Origin of the sequence: Micromonospora sp. CPM1, from assembly GCF_023896895.1 — a bacterium.
GTDB classification, from domain to species: Bacteria; Actinomycetota; Actinomycetes; order Mycobacteriales; family Micromonosporaceae; genus Micromonospora; species Micromonospora tulbaghiae.
The window spans coordinates 1-13,635 of sequence record NZ_JAMHIU010000011.1; the positions used below are offsets into that span (position 1 = coordinate 1).

The window sequence follows — 13,635 nt, forward strand, 5'->3', positions numbered from 1 at the left end:
TCAACCGCCGCACCACAGAAGGCCGCACCCCAGCCGAGATCACCCGCAGCCTCAAACGCTACATAGCCCGCCAAATCTGGCGCACCCTCGAAGCCACCACTTGACAGCCACCTTCACAGATCTTGCACTTCCGCCCCGAAAAATGTCCGTTTGGCGGAGCTTTCCGGGGCCGCAACTCCATGATCGCGGAGCGAGGGGGAGGGTGGGACGCGGCGGGGCATGAGGCAAGACATGCCCGACCCCGTCGATCATGAAGTTGGCGGCCGATTTGGAGATCGACAATGCCGCCAACTTCATGATCAACGGGGCGGAGGGCGGAGGGCGGAGGGCAGGGGGTTAGGCAGTGGGGGTGCGGAGGATGCCCAGGCGCTGGGTGGCTCTTGTCAGGGCCACGTAGAGGTCGCTGTTGCCCCTCGGGGACTCGGACACGATCCGGGCCGGGTCGACCACCAGCACCGAGTCGAACTCCAGGCCCTTGGCCTGCTCGGTGGTCAGCACCACCACCCGGTTCGCCAGCTCCGGCTGCTCACCCACTGTCGCCTCCGGCAGCGCCGCCACCACGGCGCCACCCAGCTCGGCCACCCGGCCGGTGGGCACCAGCACGCCGAGCCGCCCGTCGCCGAGCGACGCGGCCTCCCGGGCGGTCGCCTCGACCAGCTCCGTCACCAGCCGGTCCGCCGGTACGGTCCGGTCCCACGGCGGGACCCCGGTGGCGCGTACCGAGCGGGGTGGCCGCAGCGCCGGGTCGATCTCGGCGAGCACGTCGGCGGCGACCGCCATGATCTCGGCCGGGGTGCGGTAGCTGACGGTCAGCTCCTCCAGCCGCCACCGGTCCGCCACGTACGGCGCCAGCGCCTCGCCCCACGACGGCGTGCCCGCGAGCGCGCCGGTCTGTGCCACGTCGCCGACGATCGTCATGGACCGGCTCGGGCAGCGGCGCATCAGCAGCCGCCACGCCATCGGTGACAGCTCCTGCGCCTCGTCCACGATCACGTGCCCGAACGCCCAGGTACGGTCGGCGGCGGCGCGCTGGGCGGTGGTGAGCCGGTCGGACTCCTCCTGCCGCTCGGAGAGCCGGTCGGCGTCGATCAGGTCGGTGACGCCGAGGATCTCACCGCCGTCGGCCTCGTCCTCGACGTCGATGGAGCGGGAGCCGCGCCAGATCTCCAGCACACCCTCGGCGTACTCGCGTTCCAGTGCCCGGATCCGCTCCCGGCGGGCCACGGCGGCGCGCTCGTCCTCGCCGAGCAGTTCGGCGGCCTCGTCCAGCAGCGGCACGTCGGCGGGCGTCCAGCCGCCGGGCTCGCGGTGCAGCGCGGCCCGCTCGGCGTCGGTGAGCATGGGCGCGGCGGTGGCGATCCGCTCCGGTGAGGCGTACAGGTCGGCGAGCAGGCGTTGCGGGGTCAGCACCGGCCACAGCTCGTCCAGCGCGGCGCGGATCTCCGGCTCCTCGCGCAGCTCGCGGCGGATCTCGGCGCGGTCGGCCTCGGAGAGCAGGTTCTCCCCACCGAGCGGGTCGGCGCCGATCCGCTCGGCCACCTGGTCGGCGAGCGCGTGCACGATCTCTACGTCGAACAGGGCGCGGGCCAGGTTGTGCGGCCGGCCGGTGCGGCGTACCCGGTCGCGGGCCTGCCGTACGGTCTCCGGGTCGAGCGTCAGCACCTCCCGCTGCGGCAGTTCGATGGTGACCGGCTCGTCGGGCACCCACTGCCGGTCGCGGACCGCTGCGGCGAGCACGTCGGCCAGCACCGCGCGGCCCTTGAGCGCGGCGGTGGTGGCCGGCTCGGCGCGGCGCGCGTGCACGCCGGGGAACAGGTCGGCCTGGGTACGCAGCAGCACGCCGGTCTCGGCCAGCGTGGGCAGCACCTGGGAGATGTAGCGCAGGAACGTGGCGTTCGGGCCGACCAGCAGCACGCCGCGGGTGGAGAGCTGCTGGCGGTGGGTGTAGAGCAGGTACGCGGCCCGGTGCAGCGCCACGGCCGTCTTGCCGGTGCCGGGGCCGCCCTGCACCACCATCACGCCGGGCAGGTCGGCGCGGATGATCCGGTCCTGCTCGGCCTGGATGGTCTCGACGATGTCGCGCATCCGGCCGGTGCGCCCGGTGTTGAGCGCGGCGAGCAGCGACGCCTCGCCGGTCAGTTCCTCGTGCGCGGTGGGGGAGGCGGCGGCGATGTCCAGCACCTCGTCGTTGAGTCCGGTCACCTTGCGGTCGCGCGTGCGCAGGTGGCGCCGGCGGCGTACGCCCTGCGGGTTGGCGGCGGTGGCCAGGTAGAACGGGCGGGCGGCCGGAGCGCGCCAGTCCATCAGCAGCGGATCGTAGTCGCCGGAGGAGTCGAAGATCCCGATCCGGCCGATGTAGCGGACCGCGCCGTCGTCGCCGTCGAGGCGGCCGAAGCACAGGCCGCTCTCCACCGCGGAGAACTGCTCGACCTGGTCGGCGTACATGGCCACGGTCGAGTCGCGCTGCGAGCGGGCCTGCTGCGTGCCGCCGGTGTGGCGCAACTCCTCGTCGAGCCGCCGGGCGGCCTGTTCCCGCATGCCGTCCAGCCGGTCGTACAGCATCGAGACGTATTCCTGCTCCCGGCCGATCTCGTCGTCCTGGCGCAGGTCAGCCGACACGTCGGAGTGCGTTGACAATCCGGCTCCTCATTGACTAGAATTGCTGCAGGAATGGCATTCAGAAGCCATTCCTTTTTTGTGCCTGAACTGAGAAAGATAGCGCGTCGGCCGCCACCCGACCAAGCCCGGACACGACTCGGGGCCCGGCCGGCGTCAGCCGACCGAGCCCCGGGCACGGCAGTTCTCAGCCCTTGGCCGCCTCGTAGAGCCGCTCCGGCGTGACCAGACCGGCGATCACCCGGCCGTCGTCGGTCAGCAGCACGCTGAACAGCTTGCCGCTGAGCAGCCGGCCGCTGCCCCAGTCGCCGCTGACCTTCGGCAGGTCACCGAGCACCTGCGCCAGCATCTGGGCGTCCGGCGCGTCCGCGCCGGGCTTCGCGCCGGGCTTCACGCCGCCGCCGGTCGCCGCGTCGCCGATCTTGGCGACCACCACCGTGGTCCAGCCGGTGCCGACGGTACGCACGTCCGGCTTCTCGGCGTCCTTGCGGTCGAACCGCTTGCCCGCCGGCCCGGGCCGCTCGTCCTCGGTCGCCTCGGTGACCTTCACGCCGGGCGGCGGGTTGAACCGGAACTGGTCGGCCTCCGGCGTGCGGAAGTCGACCTGGGTGAACGCCACCTGGAACGCCGGCTCGTCCTGCCCGTCGGCGAGCACCTGCAGGCGCAGCGGCACGTGCTCCTTCGCGTCCAGCGCGATCCGGACCTGGTGCACCAGGGACGCCTTGTCGCGCGGGGTGAGCACCAGCTCGTACGCGTCCCGCCCGGCCACCGTCGCGGTGCGGCCGACGGTGACCGCCGTGGTCGGGTCGATCGCCTCCAGCGCCCGGTCCGCGGCGTCGGCCGGGGTGGCCGGCACGGTGGCCCGGTCCGGTGCGTCGGCCGGCAACGTCCGGTGCGTGGCGGTGTTCTCCCGGCTGTTCCAGGTCCAGACGTCCCGCCCGTTGCGCAGGATGTCCTGCTCGCCGAGCGTGTCGACCAGGGCCAGCCGCTGCCGGTCCTCGCCGCCGTACCAGACGCGCAGCGTGTGCGTACCGGACACCAGCCCGGCCAGGTCGTTGCCGGCGGCCCGGCCGGCGAGCGCGGCGATCGGCGGCAGGCCGAGGTCGGCGCGCTGCACGACGGTGCCGGAGAGCCCGTCCAGGCGGGACGTGCGCAGGTCCTCCAGGAGCTGGGCGGCGCTGCGCGGCGGCAGCGCCGGGTCGGCGCCGGCGGCGAACGTGCCGACGGCGGCGCCACCGCCGATCACGGCGACCCCCGCGGTCACCGGGACCAGCCAGCGCAGCACGGCGCGGTTCTTCATCACGGACATAGTGTGCACCTCCTGCGCACCATGCTGCGCGATCGTCGCTGTGACCACGCTGAGGAGATCCCCTACGGGTGACCCCATGGTGGCACCCTGGACCGGTGCGGTTGCTGGTGGTGGAGGACGAGACGCGGCTCGCGGCGGCGCTGCGCCGGGGCCTGTCGGCGGAGGGGTTCGTGGTCGACGTGGCGGCCACTGGCCCGGAAGGGCTGGACGCGGCCCGGCACGGCGAGTACGACGCGATGATCCTCGACGTGATGCTGCCCGGCCTCTCCGGCTACGAGGTGGTCCGTCGGCTGCGTGCCGAGCAGCGCTGGCTGCCGGTGCTGATGCTGTCGGCCAAGGACGGCGAGTACGACCAGGCCGACGGCCTGGACTGCGGCGCGGACGACTACCTGACCAAGCCCTTCTCGTACGTGGTGCTGCTGGCCCGGCTGCGGGCGCTGCTGCGCCGCGGGGCGCCCCGGCGGCCGACCGTGCTCACCGTCGGCGACCTGCGCCTGGATCCGGCCCGCCGCCGGGTCACCCGGGCCGACGCCGAGGTGGTGCTGACCAGCCGCGAGTACGCGCTGCTGGACTACCTGATGCGCCGCCCCGGCGAGGTGGTCTCGAAGACCGAGCTGCTGGACCACGTCTGGGACGCGTCGGTCGACACCGCCCCGAACGCGGTGGAGGTCTACGTCGGCTATCTGCGCCGCAAGATCGGCCGGGAGCGGCTGGAGACGGTGCGCGGCGCGGGCTACCGGCTGGCCACATGAGCCGGTGGGTACGCGGCCCGCTGCCGCGACTGGGCCTGCGGGCCCGGCTGCTCGCGCTGGGCGTGCTGGGACTGGTGGTCGGGTTCGCGTTCGGCGGGGCGCTGCTGCTCGGCGCGCTGGGCTGGACGCTGCAGCGCTCGGTCGACGAGGAGGCGCTGCGCACCGCCGACGCGGTGGCGCTGCTCACCGCCGAGGACGCGCTGCCGGACCCGCTTCCGGTGGCCGGCGGGCAGTTGCGGGTGCAGGTGGTCGACGCGCAGGGCCGGATCCGGGCCGCGTCCATCGACGCGGACCGCCTCGTGCCGATGCTCGGCCCGGACGAGCTGCGCCCCGGGCAGCGGCAGCGGCTGGTGGTGGACGGGCGGCGCGCCGGCATGCCCGGCCCGGTCCGGGTGGTCACGGTGCCGGCCGGCACGGCGCAGGAGCCGCGCACGGTGCTCGTCGCAAAGTCGCTCACCGACGTGCGGCACAGCCTGCACGTGGTCCGCAACCTGCTGCTCGTGGGCTTCCCGCTGCTGGTCGCCGGGCTCGGGGTGGTGGCCTGGCGGGTGGTGGGCGCGACGTTGCGCCCGGTCGAGCAGTTGCGCAGCGGCGCCGCCGAGATCACCGGCCGGGCCGGGGCGGAGCGGCTCCCCGTACCGGCGGGGCAGGACGAGATCCACCGGCTCGCGGTCACGCTCAACGACATGCTGGACCGGCTGGCCGCGTCCCGGGACCGGCAGCGGGCGTTCGTCGCCGACGCCGCGCACGAGCTGCGCAGCCCGCTGACGAACATGCGTACCGAGCTGGAGGTGGCCCGGCGTCTCGGCGACGACACCGACTGGCCGGCGGTCGCCGACGACCTGCTCGCGGACACCGAGCGGCTGAGCCGTCTGGTGGACGACCTGCTGCTGCTGGCCCGCCTCGACGAGCAGGACGCCCGGCCGTCCCCGGTCGGACCGGTGGAGCTGGGTGAGCTGCTGCGCGGTGTGGCGGCCCGCTACCCGTCGCCGCCGGTGCGCCTGACGCCGCCGGACGCGCCGCGGTGGGTCGAGGGGGACGCGGGGGAGCTGCGCCGGGTGCTGGTGAACCTGGTGGACAACGCGCTGCGGCACGCGTACACCGGTGTGGATCTGGCGGTGAGCGGGCCGGACGGTGCGTACCACCTGATCACGGTGACCGACGACGGGCCGGGCATCCCGGCGGCGGACCGGGAGCGGGTGTTCGCCCGGTTCACCCGGCTCGACGACGCGCGGGCGCGCGACGCGGGCGGCGCGGGCCTGGGCCTGGCCATCGTGCGCGAGCTGGTGCGCCGGGCCGGCGGCACGGTGGAGCTGGCCGACGCGACGCCCGGCGCCGCCGCGCCGGGGCTGCGCGCGACGGTACGGCTGCCCGCGCTGGCCGAGCCGGACGCGGAGTGAGCGGTCAGCGGCGGCGCTTGGTGCAGACCGGGCTGGTGCGCGCGACGGTGTCGGTGGACCAGACGAGCGCGACGGTGAAGCAGTAGTCGGTGGTGCGGTCGAGCCCGTAGGCGATGTAGTCGGCCGAGCCGGCGGGCAGCGTGGCGAACGTGCCCTGCGGCTGCCCGGACCGGCCCCCGGCGACCACCACCGGCCCTTCCGCGCCGGCCGGGTACGTCCAGCTCAGCACGATGCTGTCGCGCCGGTCGGTGAGCGTGAACCGCCCGGGTGGCGTGCCCGGGGCGGCGGCCGCCGCTGTGGTCGGCGCGGGAGCGGCCGAGGTGGGCGGCGGTGCGCTGGTGGCCGGTGGCGGGGTGTCGCGGCCGTCGTCCACCCGGGACACCCCGGCGATCACCGCGATGGTGCCGAGCAGCAGCGCCACCACGACGCCGAGCACCACGAGTGGCAGCCAGGGCAGCGTGCGCCGCTCCGGGGCAGGCGGCCGGGGCACGTGCACCGGGAGGTAGCGCGACGGCGGCTCGGGCGGGGGCGGCGGCACCCGGCGTACGCCGTCGGGCTCGTCGTCGGCGAGCCCGACCACTGTGGGCGGCAGCGGGTCGGCGCCGGGCCGCCACGGCTGCTCGGCCGGCTCGTCGGGCGGCCACGGGTAGTCGTCGAACGCGTCGCCGTCGGCCTCCGGCGCGGTACGCGGTGTCGGCACGTGCGCGGTCTCGGCGGCCCTGCCGGGCGGGTGGTAGAGCGGCGTCTCGACCGGCTCGTCGAGCGCGGGCGGGCTGTAGGGCGGCAGGTCGTGCGGGCCCTCGGTGGCCGGGGGAACCCGGGCGGCGGGCACCACGGGCGTGGTCCGGGCGGGCGGCGGCTCGGGCGCCGGAGCGGCGGGCGCGGGGCAGACGTGGTCGGGGTCGGCGGCGGCGCGGGCCAGCCCGGCCACCTGGGCGGCGAGCGGGTCGTCGGGGTCCAGGTGCAGGCGGCACAGCTCCTCGGCGAGCGTCAGGTGCTCGTGGGAGTCGGCGTACCGGCCGCAGTCGCGTTCCATCGCGCCGAGCTTCGCCAGCATCTTGATGCCGCTGGGGTGGCCGTCGCCGTAGACCTCCCGGTGCAGCTCCCAGGCGTCCTGCAACCGGTCGCGGGCCACCTCGCACTGGCCGCGCGCGTACTCCACGGTGGCCAGGTCGGCGTGCGCGGCGAGGACCCGCTGCGACTCCGGGCCGTCGCGGGCGGTCAGCTCGATGATGACGTCGGAGTAGAGGCGGGCCGCCCGGGCGTCGCTGCCGACCCGGTGCAGCACCGCGGCGAGCGTCGCGGCGGCGGTGACGGTGCGCTCGTCGGAGCGGCCGTGCAGCCGGGTGGCCGCCGCGTACGCGAACGCGGCCCAGCCCCGGGCGGAGTGCGGCTCGCCGAGCGCGACCAGCACCCGGGCCTGGAGACCGGCCGCCTCGGCCAGCTCGGGGGAGGCGTTGCCGGGGCGGGGATCGGCGTCGCTGAGCGCGTCGGCGAGCAGCCGTTCCGCGCCGGTGAGGTCGCCTTCGGACACCAGTTGGTGCGCCTGGACGGTCAGGTCAGCGAAGCCGGAGGACACGCCCCATCGTGCTCGTCCGGCGACGGTATGTACAAGACCCGGAGTGGATCAGTTTGGTCCCGAATCCGTCAGGTGGTCGGCGAGCGTCTCGCTGATCCGGCGGAGCTGGTCGACCTGGGCCGGGCTGAGCGCGTCGAACAGGTGCCGGCGTACCCCCTCGACGTGGCCGGGCGCGGCGGCGGCCAGGGTGGCGAAGCCCTCGTCGGTGAGCACGGCGACCTGCCCGCGCCGGTCGGTGGGGCAGTCCTCCCGGCGGATCCACCCGGACGCCTCCAGCCGGGCGGCGGCGTGCGACAGCCGGCTGCGCGACGAGCCGGTCAGCTCGGCCAGCTCGCTCATCCGCAGCCGCCGGTCGGGGGCCTCGGAGAGGCGGACCAGGATCTCGTAGTACGCGTGCGGCATGCCCGCGTCGTGTTGCAGCTCGCGGTCGAGCGTCTCCATCAGCGCCCGGGAGGCGGTCAGGAAGGCGCGCCAGGTCCGCTGCTCGTCGGGGTCCAGCCACCGGGTCATGACGCCCATCATAGCGCCGATAGTTGAACGCTCAACAAAACCGGGGTACGGTCGACGGCATGGGCATCCACCGACTCAACCACGCCGTCCTCTACGTCAGTGACCTGGAGCGCAGCGTCGCCTTCTACGGCGACGTGCTGGGCTTCCGCCGGGTGCCGATGACGCCCGAGGGCTTCCGCGGCGCCGCCTTCCTCCAGGCGCCCGACTCCACCAACGACCACGACCTCGGCCTGTTCGAGATCGGCGCGGCCGCCGGGGCGTCCCAGGCCGGCCGGGCCACGGTCGGCCTCTACCACCTGGCCTGGGAGCTGGACACGCTCGACGAGCTGGCCGCCACCGCCGAGCGGCTGTCCGTCGCCGGAGCGCTGGTCGGCGCGTCCGACCACGGCACCACCAAGAGCCTCTACGGCCGCGACCCGGACGGGCTGGAGTTCGAGATCGTCTGGATCGTCCCGGCCGACCTGCTCGACGACGCCGCGCTCGCCGGGCGTACCCGCATCGGGCGGCTCGACCTCGACCGTGAGCGGCAGCGCTACGGCGGGCAGACCCGCGGCGGCGTGGGCATCTCCGTCCCGGTCTGAGCGGGGTTCACGGCCGGGCCCGCCGTGCCGTGCGGTAGAAACGGCACCATGTCGACCGACGCCGTCCTGCGCGAGCTGCTCGTCCGCCAGCTCGACCACTGGCTCCCCGCCGCGCTGCACCGGGCGCGGCGGGCCACGCTCGCGCTCGCGTACGCCGGGGGTGACGCCGCCGGCGCGGAGGAGGCGTTGGGGGTGGTGGCCGAGTTCGCCGACCGGCTGCGCGGGCGACGGCTGACCGTGCTCGTGGTGGCCGACGACGGCACCGACCTGCCGGCCCGCCTCGGCGCCGCCGAGGCCGCGCTGCCCGCCGACGTCGCCGTGCACCTCGTGCCCGGCGGCCCGGACCGGCTGCCGGTGGCGCTCAAGGCCGCCGGTGCGGCCGGCGCGCCGCTGCTCACAGTGGCCGACGGCGCCGACCCGGACCCGGCCCTGCTGGCCGCCGCCGCGTCCGGGCGACCGGCCGAGCTGCTGCTGGTCACCACGCCCGGCCGGTCGCTGCGCCCGGCGCTCACCGGTGCCGGGTTCCCGCTCGTCACCGAGGTCGAGCTGGTGCCCGACGGGGACGGCCCGGCGCGGCTGCTCGGCTACGCCACCGGCTCCGACCGTGGGCTGGAGGCGGTCAAGGAGGCGCTCTGGGCGGTCGACGAGTACGCCGGTGTGCGCTACCGCGACCCGGCCGACCCGCAGGGGCGGCTGCTCGACATCTCGCTCGAACCCGAACCCGGCCCGCTGCGCCGGGAACTGCTGGCCGAGCTGGCCCGCTCCGGCCCGCGTACGGTCACCGAGCTGCGCCGCTTCGCCACCACGTCGACCGTCTACCGGGCCGCCGACGCCAACCGGGCGCTCGCCTCGCTGCTCGCCTCCGGCGCGGTGACCCGCGACCCGGAGCACGGCCGGCTCGGCGGGGACGTGTCGATCAGCGCCGTCCCGAGCGCTGGGTCATCTGCTTGACCACTATCGACGCTCCGGTGGCGACCACGCCGATGCTGAACACCATCTGCGCGCACACCGCCACCCGGGCGATCTGGCCCTGGGCGTGCACGTCGCCGTAGCCGACAGTGGTGAGTGTCGTGAGCGCGAAGTAGAGCGCGTCGACCCGTGTCCGCAGGCCGACGAACTCGCCGGGCCGGGTGTTCGCCACCACGTAGTCGCCGAGCGCGAAGACCAGCAGCCCGGCGACCAGCGCGACCGCGAGGCGGGTCAGCGCCCGGTCCTCGTCCCGGCCGGTCGGCTGGTCCCGGACGAGCTGGCGGCGGACCTGGCCGGTGACCAGGAACGCGATCACGGCCACCAGGACGAGCGTGCCCGCCGAGCGCAGGAACAGCCGCAGGCCGTTCGGATCGGCCTCGACCGGCACGAGGAAGTAGCCGACCAGCATGAGCGCGCAGGCCGCCACGGCCCGTCGTCGCAACCGCCGCAGGAACACGTCCGCCATGCGGCGATTCTCCGGTCGCCGGGACGCCGTGACGGGCGGAACCGCAAACCCGGCCGCAGACGACGGGCGGGGTGCCGGCTGTCAGCCGGCACCCCGCTCGTCGCCCGGGAAGGTCAGGCCTTGTCCTGCTTCCAGGACAGCGGCCCCGGAAGGTCCACGCGGTGGGCGCGGGTGTTCGAGTTCCAGGACCAGCGGCCGATCTTGATGCTCCACGACGAGAAGCCGTTCTGGGTGAAGTGGAGGATCAGCGGCCCGTACTTCTTACGCTTGCGGAACTGGACGCCCATCGGGGGTGCCTCCTTCGTCTCCCTGCCTCTGCAGTCGTCTGCATGCCTTCGCGGCAACGAACATGCCCGGATCGACGATTCGCGAAACCCTGCCCGGTCTGCTCTGGACGGTGGGACTGCCGCCCGGCAAAATCTCTATCCAACGGGTAGGTGTTAAGGAGTCGTAAATGCTGGTGGAGGCGGGTCGTAACAAGGCCAGCGACGAAAGTCTCACTGGGTGGAAGGGCGTTGACCGGCGTGGAGAACGGTCGGCAGCATGAGGGCATGTCGCAGCGGGACGAGCTTCTCCTCACCGCTCGCGTGCACGTCGACCTGGTCCGGCACGCGAGCGCGCTCTGTTGAGCCGAGCGCTCGTCGTTCCCTCTCCGCCCGTCCGTTCCCGCAGCCGGCGCACCGTGGCCCGGCGCGGTGCGGCGCGCTCCCCGGCCCCGCGCGGGCCCCCTCCACCGCATCGTGGACAGATCAGGAGACTCCGCCATGCCCTCGACCCGATCACCGCGGCGTGCCCTCACCGCCGCCGTCGCCCTGCTCGCCCTCACCACCGCCACCGCGTGCGGCGCCGACGCCGCCGGCGGCGCACAGACCAAGGAACTGCGCTACCAGGGTTCGGTGGGCCAGGTGACCCTCCCCGAACTCGCCGCCGACCTCGGCTACCTCGGTGACGTCAGGCTCGACTGGATCGGCAACGTCACCGGCGGCCCGGCCGACATCCAGGCCACCGCGACCGGCCAGAGCGACTTCGGCGGCGCGTTCAACGGCGCGATCGTCAAGCTCCAGGCCGCGAACGCCCCGATCACCGCCGTGGTCAGCTACTACGGCTCCGACGCGCAGACGTTCCAGGGCTACTACGTGCTCGACGGCAGCCCGATCCGCGGCCCGCGCGACCTGATCGGCAAGCGGGTCGGCATGAACACGCTCGGCGCGCACGCCGAGGCCGTCCTGCGTACCTGGCTGGCCCGGGGCGGCCTCACCGCCGCCGAGATCGGCAAGGTCGAGCTGGTCGCGCTGCCGCCGGTGAACACCGAGCAGTCGCTGCGCGCCCGGCAGATCGACGTCGCCGTGCTCGGCGGCGTGATCCGCGACAAGGCGGTCGCCAACGGCGGCATCCGTACGATCTTCACCGACTACGAACTCCTCGGCGCGTTCAGCGCCGGCAGCTACGTCTTCCGCGACGACTTCCTCACCCGTAACCCGGACACCGTACGGACGTTCGTCACCGCAGTGGGCAAGGCGATCGAGTGGGCGCGCACGCAACCGCGCGAGACGGTGGTGGCCCGGCTCAAGACGATCATCAGCAAGCGCGGGCGCAACGAGGACACCACGCTCGTCGACTACTGGAAGTCCAGCGGCGTGGCCGAACCCGGCGGCGTCATCACCGACCGGGAGTTCGCCACCTGGATCGACTGGCTGGCCGACACCGGCGACCTGAAGGGCGAGCGGCCGAAGCCGTCCGACCTCTACACCAACAGGTTCAACGCGGCCGCGACCCCCGGCGGTGGCGCATGAGCACCGACAAGATCCTCTTCGACCGGGTGCACAAGGTCTTCCCGGGGCGGCGTGGCGGCGGCGGCGCGGTCACCGCGCTCGACGGGCTCACCCTCGGGGTACGCCCCGGCGAGTTCCTCGTCGTCGTCGGCCCCAGCGGCTGCGGCAAGTCCACGCTGCTCGACCTGCTCGGCGGGCTGGCCACCCCGACCGGCGGGCAGGTGCTCGTCGACGGCCGCCCGGTCACCGGGCCCGGCCTGGACCGGGGCATCGTCTTCCAGCAGTACGCGCTGCTGCCCTGGCGCACCGCCGCCGGCAACGTCGCGTTCGGACTGGAGGCCAAGGGCCTGCCCCGCGCCGAGCGCGCCGACCTGGTCGCGCACCACCTCGACCTGGTCGGGCTCACCGGCTTCGCCGACCGCTACCCGCACGAGCTGTCCGGCGGCATGAAGCAGCGCGTCGCCATCGCCCGCAGCCTCGCGTACGACCCGGACGTGCTGCTCATGGACGAGCCGTTCGCCGCGCTGGACGCGCAGACCCGCGACTCGCTCCAGGACGAGCTGGTGCGGATCTGGCAGGCCACCGGCAAGACGATCGTGTTCATCACGCACGGCATCGACGAGGCGGTGCACCTCGGCCAGCGGGTCGCCGTGATGACGTCGCGGCCCGGCCGGATCAAGCAGGTCATCGACATCGAGCTGGGCGACCGGGAGGCGGAGGAGGACGTCCGCTCCACCGACGCGTTCCGCCACCACCGGCACCGGATCTGGACGCTGCTGCGCGACGAGGTACGCGCCGCGCAGTCCGCCGTACGCGAGGAGGCCCGCGTTGGTTGACGTCGCCGCACCGCCGGTCCGGCCGGTGGCGCCCCCCGCCCCGGCGGCCGTGCCCGCCCGGCCCCGCCGCCTGCTCGGCCTCGGCGGCCGGGTGCTGCACCGCAGCGCCGCGCTGCTGGCGCTCGCCGCGATCTGGGAGACGGTGCCCCGCGCCGGGCTGGTCGACCGGGTCTTCCTGCCGCCGCTGTCCGAGGTGCTCGCCGCCTGGTGGGAGCTGCTGCGCAGCGGGCAGCTCGCCGACCACGTCGGCGCCAGCCTCACCCGCTCGCTGACCGGGCTGGCGCTCGCGGTGGTCACCGCCATCCCGCTCGGCCTGCTGATCGGCTGGTACCGGCCGCTCGCCGATCTGCTCAGCCCGCTGCTGGAGGTGTTCCGCAACACCGCCGCGCTCGCGCTGCTGCCGGTCTTCGTGCTCATCCTCGGGCTCGGTGAGACGTCGAAGATCGCCCTGGTGGTCTACGCCTGCTCCTGGCCGATCCTGCTCAACACCGTCGCCGGCGTGAAGGGCGTCGACCCGCTGCTGATCCGCTCGGCCCGCTCGATGGGGCTCAACCACCTGCGGCTGTTCCAGAAGGTGATCCTGCCGGCGGCCGTGCCGACCGTGTTCACCGGCGTCCGGCTCGCCGGGGCCTACTCGATCCTGGTGCTCGTCGCCGCCGAGATGGTCGGTGCGAAGGCCGGGCTCGGCTACCTCGTCAACTACGCGCAGTACAACTTCGCGATCCCCGACATGTACGCCGGGATCATCACCATCTCCGCCATCGGGCTGGTGGTCAACCAGCTCCTCGTCGCCGGGGAACGTCGCTTCTCCACCTGGCGCGCCGACGTCACCACCGCCTGAGAGG

General features: G+C 74.2%; 14 protein-coding genes. 8 read left to right on the forward strand and 6 right to left on the reverse strand.

Annotated elements, in window-relative coordinates:
• Positions 1 to 336: 336 nt before the first annotated feature.
• Positions 337 to 2,562: an AAA family ATPase gene (locus M8C11_RS15220; RefSeq protein ID WP_252450165.1), complete on the reverse strand. Its 2,226-nt coding sequence runs from the start codon at positions 2,560 to 2,562 to the stop codon at positions 337 to 339.
• Between the two features lie 241 nt (positions 2,563 to 2,803).
• The gene (locus M8C11_RS15225) at positions 2,804 to 3,925 is read right to left on the reverse strand and encodes a sigma-E factor regulatory protein RseB domain-containing protein (protein WP_252450013.1); all 1,122 of its coding nucleotides are present in this window, start codon (positions 3,923 to 3,925) and stop codon (positions 2,804 to 2,806) included.
• Between the two features lie 95 nt (positions 3,926 to 4,020).
• Between M8C11_RS15225 and M8C11_RS15230 the strand changes: the two genes are divergently transcribed.
• Together M8C11_RS15230 and M8C11_RS15235 are read left to right on the forward strand one after the other, a co-directional pair.
• Positions 4,021 to 4,677 (forward strand): response regulator transcription factor, encoded by a 657-nt coding sequence (locus tag M8C11_RS15230; RefSeq protein WP_091427735.1) that lies wholly within the window; start codon positions 4,021 to 4,023, stop codon positions 4,675 to 4,677.
• Entirely contained in the window at positions 4,674 to 6,077 is a 1,404-nt protein-coding gene (locus M8C11_RS15235; RefSeq protein WP_120570914.1) for a cell wall metabolism sensor histidine kinase WalK, read from the forward strand. The genes M8C11_RS15230 and M8C11_RS15235 overlap by 4 nt, the downstream gene beginning before the upstream one ends.
• A gap of 4 nt (positions 6,078 to 6,081) precedes the next feature.
• Here M8C11_RS15235 and M8C11_RS15240 read toward each other — a convergent pair whose 3' ends face one another.
• The gene (locus M8C11_RS15240) at positions 6,082 to 7,656 is read right to left on the reverse strand and encodes a tetratricopeptide repeat protein (protein WP_252450014.1); all 1,575 of its coding nucleotides are present in this window, start codon (positions 7,654 to 7,656) and stop codon (positions 6,082 to 6,084) included.
• Positions 7,657 to 7,704: 48 nt separating this feature from the next.
• Positions 7,705 to 8,175: a MarR family winged helix-turn-helix transcriptional regulator gene (locus M8C11_RS15245; RefSeq protein WP_151500744.1), complete on the reverse strand. Its 471-nt coding sequence runs from the start codon at positions 8,173 to 8,175 to the stop codon at positions 7,705 to 7,707.
• Between the two features lie 50 nt (positions 8,176 to 8,225).
• On the opposite strand from M8C11_RS15245, the gene M8C11_RS15250 reads away from it, so the two are divergent.
• Both M8C11_RS15250 and M8C11_RS15255 read left to right on the forward strand, forming a co-directional pair.
• A complete protein-coding gene (locus M8C11_RS15250; RefSeq protein WP_252450015.1) occupies positions 8,226 to 8,747 on the forward strand; it encodes a VOC family protein in 522 nt (173 codons plus the stop codon).
• A 48-nt stretch (positions 8,748 to 8,795) separates the two neighbouring features.
• A complete protein-coding gene (locus M8C11_RS15255; protein WP_252450016.1) occupies positions 8,796 to 9,698 on the forward strand; it encodes a hypothetical protein in 903 nt (300 codons plus the stop codon).
• Here M8C11_RS15255 and M8C11_RS15260 read toward each other — a convergent pair.
• Positions 9,664 to 10,182, reverse strand: a complete 519-nt coding sequence (locus M8C11_RS15260) for a potassium channel family protein (RefSeq protein WP_252450017.1) — start codon at positions 10,180 to 10,182, stop codon at positions 9,664 to 9,666. The two genes, M8C11_RS15255 and M8C11_RS15260, sit on opposite strands and share 35 nt — an antisense overlap.
• A 113-nt stretch (positions 10,183 to 10,295) precedes the next feature.
• Positions 10,296 to 10,469: a DUF4236 domain-containing protein gene (locus M8C11_RS15265; protein WP_064498970.1), complete on the reverse strand. Its 174-nt coding sequence runs from the start codon at positions 10,467 to 10,469 to the stop codon at positions 10,296 to 10,298.
• Between the two features lie 264 nt (positions 10,470 to 10,733).
• On the opposite strand from M8C11_RS15265, the gene M8C11_RS30715 reads away from it, so the two are divergent.
• The 4 genes from M8C11_RS30715 (at position 10,734) to M8C11_RS15280 (ending at position 13,631) form a co-directional block, all read left to right on the forward strand.
• Positions 10,734 to 10,811 carry a putative leader peptide gene (locus M8C11_RS30715; protein ID WP_349881247.1) on the forward strand — a complete coding sequence of 26 codons (78 nt, stop codon included), beginning with the start codon at positions 10,734 to 10,736 and terminating at the stop codon, positions 10,809 to 10,811.
• Positions 10,812 to 10,946: 135 nt separating this feature from the next.
• Positions 10,947 to 11,975: an ABC transporter substrate-binding protein gene (locus tag M8C11_RS15270; RefSeq protein WP_252450018.1), complete on the forward strand. Its 1,029-nt coding sequence runs from the start codon at positions 10,947 to 10,949 to the stop codon at positions 11,973 to 11,975.
• Positions 11,972 to 12,790: an ABC transporter ATP-binding protein gene (locus M8C11_RS15275; RefSeq protein ID WP_252450019.1), complete on the forward strand. Its 819-nt coding sequence runs from the start codon at positions 11,972 to 11,974 to the stop codon at positions 12,788 to 12,790. The genes M8C11_RS15270 and M8C11_RS15275 overlap by 4 nt, the downstream gene beginning before the upstream one ends.
• The gene (locus M8C11_RS15280) at positions 12,783 to 13,631 is read left to right on the forward strand and encodes an ABC transporter permease (RefSeq protein ID WP_233585447.1); all 849 of its coding nucleotides are present in this window, start codon (positions 12,783 to 12,785) and stop codon (positions 13,629 to 13,631) included. The genes M8C11_RS15275 and M8C11_RS15280 overlap by 8 nt, the downstream gene beginning before the upstream one ends.
• Positions 13,632 to 13,635: the final 4 nt, after the last annotated feature.

Excerpts from the sequence above, each read along its gene's own strand:
- M8C11_RS15235 (WP_120570914.1), top strand. The coding sequence starts at position 4,674 with ATGAGCCGGTGGGTACGCGGCCCGCTGCCGCGACTGGGCCTGCGGGCC.
- M8C11_RS15260 (WP_252450017.1), bottom strand. The coding sequence starts at position 10,182 with ATGGCGGACGTGTTCCTGCGGCGGTTGCGACGACGGGCCGTGGCGGCC.
- M8C11_RS15270 (WP_252450018.1), top strand. The coding sequence starts at position 10,947 with ATGCCCTCGACCCGATCACCGCGGCGTGCCCTCACCGCCGCCGTCGCC.
- M8C11_RS15220 (WP_252450165.1), bottom strand. The coding sequence starts at position 2,562 with ATGCTGTACGACCGGCTGGACGGCATGCGGGAACAGGCCGCCCGGCGG.
- M8C11_RS15255 (WP_252450016.1), top strand. The coding sequence starts at position 8,796 with ATGTCGACCGACGCCGTCCTGCGCGAGCTGCTCGTCCGCCAGCTCGAC.
- M8C11_RS15275 (WP_252450019.1), top strand. The coding sequence starts at position 11,972 with ATGAGCACCGACAAGATCCTCTTCGACCGGGTGCACAAGGTCTTCCCG.
- M8C11_RS15250 (WP_252450015.1), top strand. The coding sequence starts at position 8,226 with ATGGGCATCCACCGACTCAACCACGCCGTCCTCTACGTCAGTGACCTG.
- M8C11_RS15225 (WP_252450013.1), bottom strand. The coding sequence starts at position 3,925 with ATGTCCGTGATGAAGAACCGCGCCGTGCTGCGCTGGCTGGTCCCGGTG.
- M8C11_RS15245 (WP_151500744.1), bottom strand. The coding sequence starts at position 8,175 with ATGGGCGTCATGACCCGGTGGCTGGACCCCGACGAGCAGCGGACCTGG.
- M8C11_RS15265 (WP_064498970.1), bottom strand. The coding sequence starts at position 10,469 with ATGGGCGTCCAGTTCCGCAAGCGTAAGAAGTACGGGCCGCTGATCCTC.
- M8C11_RS30715 (WP_349881247.1), top strand. The coding sequence starts at position 10,734 with ATGTCGCAGCGGGACGAGCTTCTCCTCACCGCTCGCGTGCACGTCGAC.